The 13596-nt window shown below is 41.5% G+C and carries 12 protein-coding genes; 4 read left to right on the forward strand and 8 right to left on the reverse strand.

What is annotated here, in order from left to right; all coding sequences use genetic code 11:
• Nucleotides 1-10: 10 nt before the first annotated feature.
• From ACMUMQ_RS00250 to ACMUMQ_RS00260, 3 genes are all read left to right on the forward strand, one after another.
• Nucleotides 11-1003, forward strand: a complete 993-nt coding sequence (locus ACMUMQ_RS00250; RefSeq protein WP_414680055.1) for a TRAP transporter substrate-binding protein — start codon at nucleotides 11-13, stop codon at nucleotides 1001-1003.
• A 95-nt stretch (nucleotides 1004-1098) separates the two neighbouring features.
• On the forward strand, nucleotides 1099-1593 hold the full coding sequence (locus ACMUMQ_RS00255) for a TRAP transporter small permease (RefSeq protein WP_414680056.1): 495 nt from the start codon (nucleotides 1099-1101) through the stop codon (nucleotides 1591-1593).
• Complete coding sequence (locus ACMUMQ_RS00260; protein ID WP_414680057.1) at nucleotides 1590-2900, forward strand: TRAP transporter large permease; 1311 nt, start codon at nucleotides 1590-1592, stop codon at nucleotides 2898-2900. The genes ACMUMQ_RS00255 and ACMUMQ_RS00260 overlap by 4 nt, the downstream gene beginning before the upstream one ends.
• 143 nt (nucleotides 2901-3043) lie before the next feature.
• On the opposite strand, the gene ACMUMQ_RS00265 is transcribed toward ACMUMQ_RS00260, so the two are convergent.
• The 3 genes from ACMUMQ_RS00265 to ACMUMQ_RS00275 all read right to left on the reverse strand — a co-directional run bounded on the left by ACMUMQ_RS00265 (nucleotide 3044) and on the right by ACMUMQ_RS00275 (nucleotide 5899).
• Nucleotides 3044-4123, reverse strand: coding sequence for a class I mannose-6-phosphate isomerase (locus tag ACMUMQ_RS00265; protein ID WP_414680058.1), 1080 nt, complete (start codon nucleotides 4121-4123; stop codon nucleotides 3044-3046).
• Nucleotides 4124-4348: 225 nt separating this feature from the next.
• Nucleotides 4349-4828: a hypothetical protein gene (locus ACMUMQ_RS00270; RefSeq protein WP_414680059.1), complete on the reverse strand. Its 480-nt coding sequence runs from the start codon at nucleotides 4826-4828 to the stop codon at nucleotides 4349-4351.
• 117 nt (nucleotides 4829-4945) lie between these two features.
• Nucleotides 4946-5899 carry a helix-turn-helix transcriptional regulator gene (locus ACMUMQ_RS00275; RefSeq protein WP_414680060.1) on the reverse strand — a complete coding sequence of 318 codons (954 nt, stop codon included), beginning with the start codon at nucleotides 5897-5899 and terminating at the stop codon, nucleotides 4946-4948.
• Nucleotides 5900-6127: 228 nt separating this feature from the next.
• Between ACMUMQ_RS00275 and ACMUMQ_RS00280 the strand changes: the two genes are divergently transcribed.
• Entirely contained in the window at nucleotides 6128-8275 is a 2148-nt protein-coding gene (locus ACMUMQ_RS00280) for a TonB-dependent siderophore receptor (protein ID WP_414680061.1), read from the forward strand.
• Nucleotides 8276-8360: 85 nt separating this feature from the next.
• Here ACMUMQ_RS00280 and lhgD read toward each other — a convergent pair whose 3' ends face one another.
• From lhgD to lpdA, 5 genes are all read right to left on the reverse strand, one after another.
• Nucleotides 8361-9587 (reverse strand): L-2-hydroxyglutarate dehydrogenase, encoded by a 1227-nt coding sequence (gene lhgD / locus ACMUMQ_RS00285; RefSeq protein ID WP_414680062.1) that lies wholly within the window; start codon nucleotides 9585-9587, stop codon nucleotides 8361-8363.
• A 15-nt stretch (nucleotides 9588-9602) separates the two neighbouring features.
• Nucleotides 9603-9833 carry a cysteine-rich CWC family protein gene (locus ACMUMQ_RS00290; RefSeq protein ID WP_414680063.1) on the reverse strand — a complete coding sequence of 77 codons (231 nt, stop codon included), beginning with the start codon at nucleotides 9831-9833 and terminating at the stop codon, nucleotides 9603-9605.
• 96 nt (nucleotides 9834-9929) lie between these two features.
• Nucleotides 9930-10802, reverse strand: coding sequence for a succinate--CoA ligase subunit alpha (gene sucD, locus ACMUMQ_RS00295; RefSeq protein ID WP_414680064.1), 873 nt, complete (start codon nucleotides 10800-10802; stop codon nucleotides 9930-9932).
• 2 nt (nucleotides 10803-10804) lie between these two features.
• Complete coding sequence (gene sucC / locus ACMUMQ_RS00300; protein ID WP_317003466.1) at nucleotides 10805-11971, reverse strand: ADP-forming succinate--CoA ligase subunit beta; 1167 nt, start codon at nucleotides 11969-11971, stop codon at nucleotides 10805-10807.
• Between the two features lie 90 nt (nucleotides 11972-12061).
• Nucleotides 12062-13501 (reverse strand): dihydrolipoyl dehydrogenase, encoded by a 1440-nt coding sequence (gene lpdA, locus ACMUMQ_RS00305; protein ID WP_414680065.1) that lies wholly within the window; start codon nucleotides 13499-13501, stop codon nucleotides 12062-12064.
• Between the last annotated feature and the right edge of the window lie 95 nt (nucleotides 13502-13596).

The raw sequence follows: 13596 nt of genomic DNA on the forward strand, positions 1-13596 counted from the left end.
GGATAAGAAAATGATGAAATTTAATGTTAAAAAAATCATGAAAGCTACTTTGGTTGGTGCTACATTCGCAGCACTAATCGCTCCTGTAAATGCGGTAACACTTCGTGGTGCCAGCATGTTCGATGACAATCACACCTTCACAAAAACCATGGTTAAATTCGGTGACCTTGTAAACCAGTATTACAAAGGTGACGTTGACTTTGATTTGCGTTTGAACGGTGAGTTTGGTGTTGAAAAAGATTATGTGACTTTCTTGAATCAAGGTGTTGCTATCGACTACACCATCTTAGCCCCATCCAATATGGCTCGCTTCGCACCCTCTATTCCTCTTATGGATATGCCATTCTTGTTCCGTGATCTCGATCATTGGAATGCGGTCTTGTCTAGCAACATCCTTGCTCCTCTTGAAAAGGAACTGTCTGATAAAGCCGATATAGTAATTGTTGGTTATGCTGGCGGTGGTACTCGCAACCTAATTTCTAGTAAAAAAGTCAGCAACTTTGAAGAGCTTTCTGGTCACAAAATGCGTGTAATGGGTGCTCCGATTCAGGCCCAGATCTTTAATGCGATCGGCGCAGCACCTTCTGCAATTGCTTATAACGAAGTTTATAACGCGATTCAAACTGGCGTAGTGAGCGGTCTTGAAAATGAAGCCGCAAGTATCCAAAACCTTAAGTTCTATGAAGTGGCACCACATGTAACAAAAACAGCTCATACTATCACGGTACGTCCTATCGTATTTAGTGGTAAAAGCTTCCGTAAATTACCTGCTGACCTTCAAGCTGCTATCAAAAAAGCAGGCAAAGAAGCCGGTGCATACGGTCGTGAACTTGAGTCCCGTGAAGACGCAATCAAACTTAAGCAAATGGCAGATGCAGGTCAGATCAAAGTATCTGAATTTGCCAACCGTGAGAAACTGCTAGTCATGGTTAAACCTGTTCAAGATAAATTTGCAGCAAGCATTGGCGCAACAGAATTACTTGAAGCGATTCGTAGCAAGTAATCAATCGCGTTACTTTCTGGTTTAACAGCCCTGAGGCCGAGGTTGGCCTTAGGGATGTTTTATAGTTAGACATAATTTATCTTAAAGGCTTTTTTATGATTAAACGCAGTTTAGAATCGCTATGTAACCTTTTGCGGGTACTGTTAGCGATCTTAGTCGGTGCCTTGATTATCCCTGTCGCCATGCAAGTTATTGCTCGTTACACGGGTATTATTCCTGTTTATCTTTGGACTGAAGAACTCGCTACATTCATCTTTGTATGGATTGTCATGATAGGTTCTGTGGTTGCCGTTTGGGATGGTGCGCATTTTGATGTTCAAGTCATTCCCGAAAGTGCGAATCCGCTCCTTTTATTCTTCCAAAAAGCATTGGTTCTACTCCTTGTGGGTCTCTTTGGCGCCCTATTCGCTTGGTACGGTATTGAATATGCGAAATTTGGCTTAATCCAGCATTCAGTAATGATGAACGCCAACTTGATTGTGACCCACATCACCATTCCAATCGCGGGATTATTATGGGCTGTGTTCTGTTTATACCGTCTATACGAAGCGTTTACTCAATACCTCTCTACTAAAAGGGCTACACTATGATCCTTACTACTGGACTCGCTTGCTCTTTATTAGTAGGCGGCTTTATTCTTTTGGTTATATTGCGTGTTCCTGTTGCATTTGCATTGGGTTTGGCAACTATCCCAGTTGTGGCACTCGATATTCGATTAACGCCATTTATCATTATCGACCGTATGTTTCAGTCATATAATTCCTTTATTTTACTTGCTGTGCCCTTCTTTTTATTGGCTGCCAACTTGATGAATTCAGGGAAGATAACCGACAAACTGATTGATCTAGCAAGAGTATTAACTGGCTGGATGCCTGGTGGTTTAGGTCATGTTAACGTGGCAGTTTCAATGCTATTCGCTGGTATTTCTGGCTCATCTACTGCTGATGCTGCTGGCTGTGGCAAGATTCTAATCCCAGCTATGATAAAGGAAGGCTACGATCGACGCTTTGCCATAGCCATCACAGCTTGCTCTTCCGTTATGGGCGTTATTATTCCACCAAGCATCTTGATGATTGTTTGGGGTGGCGTCATGCAAGTATCAGTAGGCGCTCTATTTCTAGCGGGCGCAGTGCCTGGGTTAATGATTGGTTGTGCATTAATGGCGACAGTATATGGTTTCGCCAAAGTGTATAACTACCCTATTGCAATGAAGCCGACTTTCTCTTCAGCAATAAAAGCTTTTAAAGGTGCCGCACTGGCTATGCTCACACCTGTTTTTGTTATTTTCGGTATTGTTGCTGGTATCGTAACACCAACAGAAAGTGCCATTATTGCCGCAGCTTACTCTTTGTTTTTAGGTATGGTTGTCTATAGAACCGTAACTCCTCGGGAAGTCGGTGTGATTTTATATGACACGGGCCGCTTCGCATCCATTTCGCTTTTTGCAATTGGTACTGCTTCTATCTTTGGTTGGTTGTTGGCTTATTACAATGTGCCACGTCTGATCATTGAATTAATCACAGATATGAATCTGAGCAGTTTTGGAACCGCTTTGGTGATTGCCTTCTTATTTCTATTCTTTGGTTTATTCATTGATGCCATTCCTACAATCATTATTTTAGGAACAGTTTTATTACCAGTGGCATTACAAGCAGATATCTCTCCGATTGTTTTTGCAATTATAGGTATTATTTCATTAGCTTTTGGACTGGTTACGCCGCCCTATGGCCTCTGCCTTCTGATCTCAGCGTCCATTGGTGGAATGAATGTCATCAGCGTATTGAAGCAAGTAGCTATCATCCTGCTTCCTATGTTGCTTATATTGTTGCTGGTCATCATCTTCCCAGAAATAGCGTTATGGCTTCCTGGTAAACTGATGCCAAATTCGTTTAACTAACACAAATAAGCAAACCCCATAGACAAATAAAGGCGTGATGAATATGTTCATCACGCCTTTATTTCAGAAAACTCATCATGTTAATCCAAACTTACTGCTCAATAATGGCAAAGCTCTAAGTAAGAGCTCTGCCATTTATTTCATCAAACTTGCGGAGGATAGCACTCTAAAATTTCTACTGTAGATTCGGCTGTGATATTAACTACTTCAACACCAGCTGGGCAGAAGAATCGGTCAAGCTTTTTAAGATGAGTCACCTCGTCACCAATTTTAAGCTGACATTCACCAGATACCACAATACCTATGTAAAAGTCGTCCTCGGATTTATCTACACTTCCTGTAATAGTGGATTTTTTCACTCTGAATTTATCCGTCACTTTTCCATCAATGAGACTTTCTTGAAAAGAGCTTTCTGAATAATGACGCTCGACTTTTGGCTTTTGATAGAACTTATCAATCGCCTCTTCAACGGAAAGCTGAGTGAAATCAAAAACATCCATGCAGAATTCAAGATCACGCTTCATGAAACGTGCTTCCTCAGGCATGGTATAACCCGCTTTAGTAAATTCAAAACGAACCGCCCAATCTGAAGGTTCCATGATTTCAACCATCAAAATACCTTCACCAATCGCATGAGGAGAACCACCAGGAATAAATAAGCAATCGCCAGGCTTCACAGCGACCTTCTCAAAGCACTCTTCCATGGCGCTTATATTCTGAGTCTCTATCATTTCTTTGAAAGCATCACGGGAAGGTGGATGCTGAAATCCAACATAAACATAAGGCTCTGTTCCGTCACGAACATCCAAAATATAATAACCTTCTGCTTTACCATGATTACTATTAAGATGTTCTCGAGCAAACTCAGCCGTAGGATGGGCTTGAAAATGTAACCGCACCGAAGAGTCTAAAAACTTAACCAGTAACATCGGATTTACATCGAATGCTTTGGTATGTTGTTCACCTAAAAAGTAGCTAGGATCTAACGCTAATAACTCATCGAAACGAACATTTTCCTCACCAACAATCGCGTGAGAAATTCCCTCAACAACCTCTTCTCTGCCAGAGTTCACAGCTTGCGTGGTGGAGCCTATCCAATCTTCAGGGAAATGCGAATCTTGAGGATCTGCTTTCTGCTCTAGTTGATCTAAAATTTTACCACCAGTATAAGTACGCCAAACACGATTTGAAGTAAAACGAATAATTTTATTTTTATAATTCATGGTTATTCCATCTATTTTAAGGCATTGAATCATTTAAACGGTTTAATTTATTAAACGCTTTAAATTTTTATAGATACTAGATAATTATATACAAGAGTCGAACGAGAGATAAGAGATTAAATGATGAAAACAATATTTATATGTTTTTCATCATAAAAAGAAAATGCAGTTATTCCCTAATTTGATTGTCAGGATATCATTTATAACTAAGACTCGTATTTCACTTTATTTAAGAGCAATTTGCTTTTTAGATAAATACAATGCCGTTTGTAGATCACGAGGGGAATTCATGGAAGAAGTTTGCCATTTTTCCGTATAAGCTCTTTTAGGAAGTGATATATCCGTTCTTTGTGCTATGACGGTTTTTAATTTATTTATATCGATCTCATTTGAGCTTTTTCGAACAGCTTCAAGCTCATCTTGAGTTAGCTTGGCCACACCGCCACTGGGTAGATAAATGGCTCCCGTTATAAAATCGACCCCAAATGCAACAACACCAGGTACGAAAAAGAACAACAACCCCACAGCGTTTAAAGCGGCAACACCAACATCTATTTGACCAGTCGTTTGCCCTCTTCGCTCAGGATAAAGCAAAGTCCCGCAAGCTGTGATTTGAGTCGAGATTAAAGCAACCACGAGGCTGCGCTTCAACATTGGCAGTTTCAGTATCGAGCGAGTCCCAAGAAAAGCGTTCGCATGTGCCATCGTATTTTCCTCGCAGGTTATAAAGTGTATTTACTCTATATTGAAACCCACAGGTAAAATAGATGAAAGCATTCCTTTTTCATAATGCTTTCACAAGACTAAAGAAAAACAGACTACTTATACGATTAATCGATGAGATTCTGCAGGCGAAACACCAAATTGGCGTTTAAAAGCCGTCGTGAAGTTGCTTGAATGATTGTATCCCGCCAATAAAGCCGCTTCGATAATAGACACACCATCTTGATGTAAAGCGCACTTTGCTAAGTCCAATCGACGCTTTCTTAGGTATTGTGTCAGGCTCATGCTCAAGTGCTCATGAGCATAGCGTTGTAAAGTGGCAGAGCTCATACCAAGGTGATTGCTAATTTCACCTAAGCTCATGGTTAGCACTTCATCACTGTTCATAAGCTCCTTAAATTGATTCATACGACGACTTTCAGGTTTTAAATGAGCTGATTCTTTTTGATCTAATGTCTCAAGCCAAGAAGACATTAATGACAAAGAAAAACCTTCTCTCGCCATACGACTGACATAGCTTTGATCATGCTGATTAAGTAGTTGCTGTCCCTGCAACCATAGGACATTAGGTAAAGCCCAATCTTTTAGTGCAAGATGCTGGCTTAACTTCTGCTTCATTTCAGGAGATTCAATACCATTTTGCTCAAACCAATCCGGCTCAACAGAAAGATAAAGGGCGGATCTGTGCTCTTCTGCTCTTGCGCTTAATGCACAAGTCTCTACTTCACTGAAATTCATTACTTTAGCGACTTTTTTGCTCTCTTCCATGTACTTCTTTTTTTGCCCAAATTGAAAACGCATATCACCGGAAAATAACAAGGCAATTTTAAAATTGGGAGCAAACTCTGCCTCAAATCCAAACTCATGCAGAGCCTTCGCATCTACCATATGAAACGTCATCCCAGACTTTAGCTTTTCAGTCATCATCATCCCATCCATTAAAGCAGAAGGGTGACAGGCTGACTTAGAAGCGTTTTCAAGCTCTTCTTTAGTAACGTTTAGTTTGTAACGCTTTAGAAATCTGGCGTTATGTTCTAAGTCTAAATTTTCCATAAATGATAGCGACCCCTAATAATGAAACTAATATTTGCATGTTTGACGAAAAAACACATTTTCGCCCACATTTGAGCGGTTCTCATAAAAGATTGATTAAAGTGCATAAGAACTTTACATAAAGTTTGTGGAATAATACGCTTCAGATACATTAAATACAATTCATTCTCATTTGTATTTCGATATATAAATGAGAATTTCTTCGTTGAAACATGATTGAGGCTAAAAATGCAAGATTGTCAAACAATGCCAGCTCAACAAGGCACGAAAGATATCCTAGTAAAGTCACTAAAAATTGCATCCATTGCACTTATATTGGCTCCTTTCCCTAAGACTCTGCTAGCGGAAGAAGTATCAAATGCAACGTCTTTGGAAACGCTTACCGTTGAAGGTAACGCTCTATATGATGCGGCGTCTAGTGAAGAATTGACTGGCTACAATGTTGAAGCAGCAACCGTTGGTACAAAAACCCCTGCAGCACTAAAAGACATTCCTCAGTCTATCACCGTCATCACCAATGACTACATTGAAGATCGTGGTGCGGTATACCTTGATGATATAACTAAAACGACACCAGGCCTAACGACCCTATCAAATGAAAGTGGCCGTTCATCTATCTTTGCCCGTGGTTACGAATACGATGATCTTTTAATCGATGGTCTATCTGCCCCTGTTGGTAGCCAGTCAGGCACACTTCCTTCGCTAAGTGCTTTTGACCGTATAGAAATTATGCGCGGTCCATCTGGTCTGTTTAGCAGTACCAGTGAAATGGGTGGTATCATGAACTTAGTACGTAAACGTGGTACTGAAGACACTCAAGCATCCGTCAACATTGGTGCTGGTAGCTGGGGTAGATATCAGTTGGGCACTGATGTATCCGGCTCCCTTAATGAAGATGGTAGTGTTCGCGGACGCTTGGTATTAGATCAATCTAATGCTGCGAACCAAATAGAAGACAATGAAAATATTAGCCAGAGTGTTTATGCCACTGTTGAAATCGACTTGGATGATGACACTGAATTATCCGTTGGCTTACTACACCAAACTAAAGATATCGATACAAGTAATGGCTTACCAAGCTACGCTGACGGCACTTTGTTAGACCTAGACACATCTACGTTTTTCGGGGCTGATTGGAATGAGTTTAATGCAGAAAGTACAGATGTCTTTGCTGACTTAACACATCGATTCGACAATGGTGGTCGTGGTCGTATCGCGGCTAGAGTATCAGATCGAACTTCAGACTTTGACTACGCCTATACAGGCAGTTCTGTTGATTCGGATGACAACATCACCAGATTTTCAGAATATGCTAGTGACATTGATCAGCAGGCATTAGCTTTTGACGCCAGCTACAGTCAGCCTTTTGAAGCGATGGGTAATGTTAGTGAATTTGTTGTAGGATTTGACTACAAGCAAGAAGAGTCAACCCAGAGCTCTATCATTTCTGCAGCGAGTGGCACATGGAATATTTATTCGTTTGACTCTTCTACCTTAACGAAAGATTTGTTTAGCGTTACACGTACAACAGATTCTGATACCTCTGAACAAGAACAAGCTGTATACGGCAAGCTTACTTTCCGCCCTATTGAAAACCTAGCCTTGATCACGGGTGCACGCGTCAGTAACTACGACCTAGATACAGGAACCGATACGGCTACTGGCTCTCACATCACGCCATACGCTGGCCTTGTATACGACTTAACTGACTCTCAGGCGTTTTACGCCAGCTATTCAGAAGTATTCAAACCACAAGATTCTGTTGATGTGAACGGAGACTTTATCGATCCTCGTGAAGGCGAACAGGTTGAATTTGGTATTAAAGGAAGCTACCTAAACGGCCTACTTAACAGCCGCCTAACAGCTTTCCAATTAACGGATAAGAACCGTGCAGAGCAAGTCGACGGTGAAACCTACTATGAAACGACGGGTGAATACCAAGTACGTGGTTTCGAAGCTGAACTCGCAGGTCAATTTGGCCAGTGGGATACGATCTTGGGCTATACCTACATGCAAACGGAAGTACTATCTGGAAGCACAAGCCGTTACTTCTCGCTTATGCCAGAACACAACTTCTCAGCTTGGTCTAAATATCGCTTTGAAGCACCAGAAGATTCTTTGCTTAACAACATGACAGTTGGTGCAGGCTTAACTGCAATGAGCGATTTCGAAACATCTGACGGAACTGTGAAAGGTGCGGGCTATGCAACAATAGATGCAGCTGTTTCTAAACAAATCAACGACAACTTTAAAGTCTCATTAAATGTAAACAATCTGTTTGATAGAAAGTACTATGCACGTGTTGGTGCAACAAGTACCTTTAACTTCTACGGGCCATCTCGCAACTTTATGGCCAATGCTACTTACACCTTCTAAATTTAATCCCCTTTATATTTAGTATGTGTTAACTCAAAAGGAGCCTAAAACGGCTCCTTTTTCTTTTTTAGAATATTCTTTCTTTTTATTTCAATGTTACCTGTTGCTCTAATTTTTGCACGATATGTTCACCAATAGGAAAAGCACTGGTCGCCGCCGGTGAAGGTGCATTACAAACGTGCAAGCTTCTTGAGCTTTGAGCAAATAGAAAATCGTGTACTAAAGTTCCATCATGGAGAACTGCTTGAGCCCTTATTCCAGCAGGATAAGCCTGCAAGTCATCCAAATTAATTTGGTCACAATACTTTCTAACTTGAGCCAGATAGCCTGGTTTATACCAAGAGTTTTTTGTTTCCATTATCCCTGTTCGCCAATATTTTTTAAGTAGCTTCCAAAAACCTGAGAAGCGCATCATTTCAACTATGTCTTGTAGACTAATATTTATTGAGCCATAGCCTTCTCGTTTCCATCCCTGCACCGCATTTGGGCCAACAGTGACAGAGCCATCAATCATACGAGTAAGATGAACACCTAAAAAAGGTAAATCTGGATCTGGAATTGGATAAATCAGATGGTTTACAATTTTATTATGTTTGGTAGGCAACCGATAATATTCGCCACGAAAGGGAATGATTTGAAAGTCTGTTGGGATATTTAACATCTTGGTTAACCTATCAGCCATTAGCCCACCACAACTAACAAGATAGGATGAGCTAATGACATCACTGCTCAATGTAATAATCACTTGTTCATGAGTTTCCACAAGCCCTACCACTTGGCTACTAAGTCGAATTTCTCCGCCTTTTTGAATGAAAATTTCGGCTAACTTCTGGCAAATCTCACGATAATTAACAATGCCTGTAGATGGAACAAATAAAGCTCCTAGACCTTCTACGTTAGGCTCTCTTTCTTTTAATTGTGTTTGATCCAGTTTATGTACTTCTAAATTATTTTCTTGGCACCGCTCGAACAAAGCATTCATACGCTCATATTCAACATCATTTGTTGCGACCAACAACTTACCACACTCATTAAAATCGATATCATGTTCTTGGCAAAAAGCTTTAGTGGCTGTTGCTCCTCTTTGGCAAAAGTCAGCTTTTAAACTACCTGGCGCATAATAAACACCCGCATGTATAACACCAGAATTATGACCAGTCTGATGTAAGCCAACATCGTCTTCTTTCTCAATCACTACAATACGGTAGTCTGGGTAACATTGTAATAATTGCCAAGCAGTCGATAAGCCAACAATACCCGCTCCAATTACAGCAATATCATACTTAGAGTTATTTTTTGATACGCTCGCCACCTTTATTTTCCTTCCTTAATTGTCGTTGTTTATCATTGAATTCAGGTATACGCGATAAAGGCGAGTAAACTTGTCAGCATCATCATTGTAACGCTTGATGCAAGCCTGGCAGACACAGTTTTTTCCTTTATCTTGATCTGACAAGAGTTCAAGCATGCCATCTGGAATTGTCATTGTAAAACACCAACAAGGCCCCTCTTCACTGACAGAACAACGATTATCTATATGGCAAAACGGGCAATTCATATTTACTCACTTAGAGGACTGTATCTTTCATGCAAAAAAAATCCCTGCCGAGGCAGGGATTTTATTGGCTATAAATAAGCGTTTATTTAAAACGACTTACCAGCCAGTAATTTCTTTAAGACCAGCACCGATGTCAGCCAAAGAACGAACCGTTTTCACGCCCGCATCTTCTAGAGCTGCAAATTTCTCATCAGCTGTACCTTTACCACCAGAGATGATTGCACCAGCGTGACCCATACGCTTACCAGCAGGAGCCGTAACACCCGCAATGTAAGAAACAACAGGCTTAGTCACGTTTGCTTTGATGTAAGCAGCCGCTTCTTCTTCCGCAGTACCACCGATTTCACCGATCATAACAATCGCTTCAGTCTGAGGATCGTTTTGGAACATTTCCAATACGTCGATGAAGTTAGTGCCTGGGATTGGATCACCACCAATACCTACACAAGTAGATTGACCAAAGCCAGCATCAGTCGTTTGCTTAACAGCTTCATAAGTCAAAGTACCTGAACGAGATACAATGCCTACTTTACCTGGTAAATGGATGTGACCTGGCATGATACCAATCTTACATTCACCTGGTGTGATAACACCTGGGCAGTTAGGACCAATTAGACGAACGTCAAGAGCGTCACATGCAACTTTACAGTCAAGCATGTCTAGCGTTGGAACACCTTCAGTGATACAAACAATAAGTTTGATACCAGCGTTCGCTGCTTCTAGGATAGAGTCTTTAACGAAAGGTGCTGGAACGTAGATAACAGATGCTTCAGCGCCTGTCTCTTCTACTGCTTCTTTCACTGTGTTGAATACAGGAAGACCTAGGTGAGTTTGACCACCTTTACCAGGAGTAACACCACCAACCATTTTTGTTCCGTATGCAATCGCTTGCTCAGAATGGAAAGTACCTTGGCCACCAGTGAAACCCTGACAGATTACTTTAGTATCTTTGTTAATTAAGACAGACATTATTATTTGCCCTCCGCAGCTTTAACAACTTGCTCAGCGGCGTCTTTCAAGCTTGCTGCAGCAATAATATCTAGGTCAGATTTTGCAAGAACTTCACGACCTAGTTCAGCATTTGTACCTTCAAGACGAACAACAACAGGTACGTTAACACCTACTTGCTCAACGGCACCGATGATACCTTCAGCGATCATGTCACAACGAACGATACCACCGAAAATGTTAACCAATACGGCTTTAACATTGTCATCAGATAGGATGATTTTAAATGCTTCAGCAACACGTTCTTTAGTCGCACCACCACCAACGTCTAGGAAGTTAGCTGGCTTGCCACCGTGAATGTTTACGATGTCCATTGTACCCATTGCTAGGCCGGCACCGTTTACCATGCAACCTACGTTACCATCAAGAGCTACGTAGTTAAGTTCCCACTGTGCAGCATGTGCTTCACGCTCATCTTCTTGAGATGGATCGTGGAACTCTTGCATTTTCTTCTGACGGTATACAGCGTTGCTGTCGATGTTGATCTTGCCGTCTAGACAGTGAAGGTTACCTTCATCAGTGATAACCAATGGGTTGATTTCTAGAAGTGCGAAATCGTAGTCGTGGAACATTTGAGACAAACCAAGGAAGATCTTAGTGAACTGCTTGATTTGAGCTGGGTTAAGACCCATTTTAAATGCCATTTCACGAGCTTGGTAAGGCTGAGCACCAACCAAAGGATCGATGATCGCTTTGTGAATTAACTCTGGAGTTTCTTCAGCAACTTTCTCGATTTCAACACCGCCTTCAGTAGACGCCATGAAAACAACTTTGCGAGTTGAACGGTCAACAACGGCACCTAAGTACAATTCGTTCGCGATGTCAGTGCAAGATTCAACAAGAATCTTAGCAACTGGCTGACCATTTTCGTCTGTTTGGTAAGTAACCAAGTTCTTACCTAACCAGTTTTCTGTAAATGCTGCTACTTCTTCATAAGAATCAACAAGTTTCACACCGCCCGCTTTACCGCGACCACCTGCGTGAACCTGAGCTTTAACAACCCACTTGTCACCACCAATTTTTTTCGCTGCTTCCACCGCCGCTTCAGGCGTGTCTACTGCGTACCCTGTAGATACTGGCAGGCCGTATTCAGCAAAAAGCTGTTTAGCCTGATATTCATGTAGGTTCATTTGATTCTTCCGCTCATCTGAATGATTGACATAAGCTCTGCCTGTTAAGACAGAAATTGCCGGCTTTAAGCCGGCAAATCTAAATTTCTATTAACGCTTTTTACGGTTAGCAATATGGATAGCGTGGCCATCTACTGCTAACGCTGCTTCGTGTACTGCTTCACTTACTGTTGGGTGAGCAAATACTGTCAAAGCAATGTCTTCTGCTGTAGAACCGAATTCCATAGCAATAACCGCTTGTGCGATCAAGTCAGCCGCATGACCACCAATGATATGGCAACCTAAAATACGATCTGTTTCTTCACACGCGATGATTTTAACAAAACCATCTGTATCGTTAGCAGCCATAGCACGACCAGACGCAGCAAATGGGAATTTACCCACTTTGTATTTAACGCCTTCCGCTTTCAGTTCCTGCTCGCTCTTACCAACCCAAGCAAGTTCTGGGTGAGTGTAGATAACAGAAGGAATGCAGTCGTAGTTCATTTGTGCTTTATGGCCAGCAATGATATCTGCAACCATCACACCTTCTTCAGATGCTTTGTGAGCCAACATTGGACCACGAACGATATCACCGATCGCGTAAACACCTGGTACAGAAGTACGGCATTGCTCGTCAACGAATACGAAGCCACGTTCGTCAAGCTTAACGCCTGAATCGTCAGAGAAACAACCTTGAGTGAATGGTTTACGGCCAACTGCAACAATAAGCTTGTCGAAAGTTTGCTTCTGTTCTTCACCTTTTGCATCAAGGTAAGTCACTTCAACTTCTTCGCCGTTAATTTGGCTACCTGTTACACGAGCGCCCAAACGTACATCTAGGTGCTGCTTCTTGAAGATTTTCGCTGCTTCTTTAGCAATGTCTTGATCACAAACACTTAGGAAAGAATCTTGTGCTTCAAGTACAACAACTTCTGAACCAAGACGCGACCATACAGAACCAAGTTCTAGACCGATAACACCAGCACCGATTACACCAAGACGCTTAGGTACTTCACGGAAATCCAATGCACCTTCGTTATCAACGATGATGTCACCAGTACGTGGTGCAGGTGGAATGTTCACAGGAACAGAACCTGTTGCCAAAATAACGTTTTCAGCGTCGATAACAGTAACTGTTCCATCATGCGCTGTGAATTCAACTTTTTTGTTGGCTAGAACTTTACCAAAACCTTCAAGGCTAGTAACACCATTCGCTTTGAAAAGGCCAGTGATCCCACTTGTTAGTTGGTCAACGATTTTATCTTTACGATCAACCATTGTGTCAACGTTCATCGCAACGTCGCCTACAGAAATACCATGTACGCCGTAAGCTTCTTTAGCATCATGATATTTGTGAGAAGAATCCAACAAAGCTTTAGATGGGATACAGCCAACATTCAAACAAGTACCACCTAAACGAGGCTTGTTATCTTTGTCTAACCATTTTTCAATACATGCTGTTTTCAAACCTAGCTGAGCAGCACGAATTGCAGCGACATAACCACCAGGGCCACCACCAATTACAACAACATCAAATTTATCAGACATAAGAAGTTCCATATTTTTCAGTCAAACTGAGCGATGTTTTGTTTAAACATCGCTACAGGATCAATTCATACCTAACTATTGGTACGAATACTCAA

Origin of the sequence: Marinomonas algae, assembly GCF_047525555.1 — a bacterium.
Classification (GTDB): domain Bacteria; phylum Pseudomonadota; class Gammaproteobacteria; order Pseudomonadales; family Marinomonadaceae; genus Marinomonas.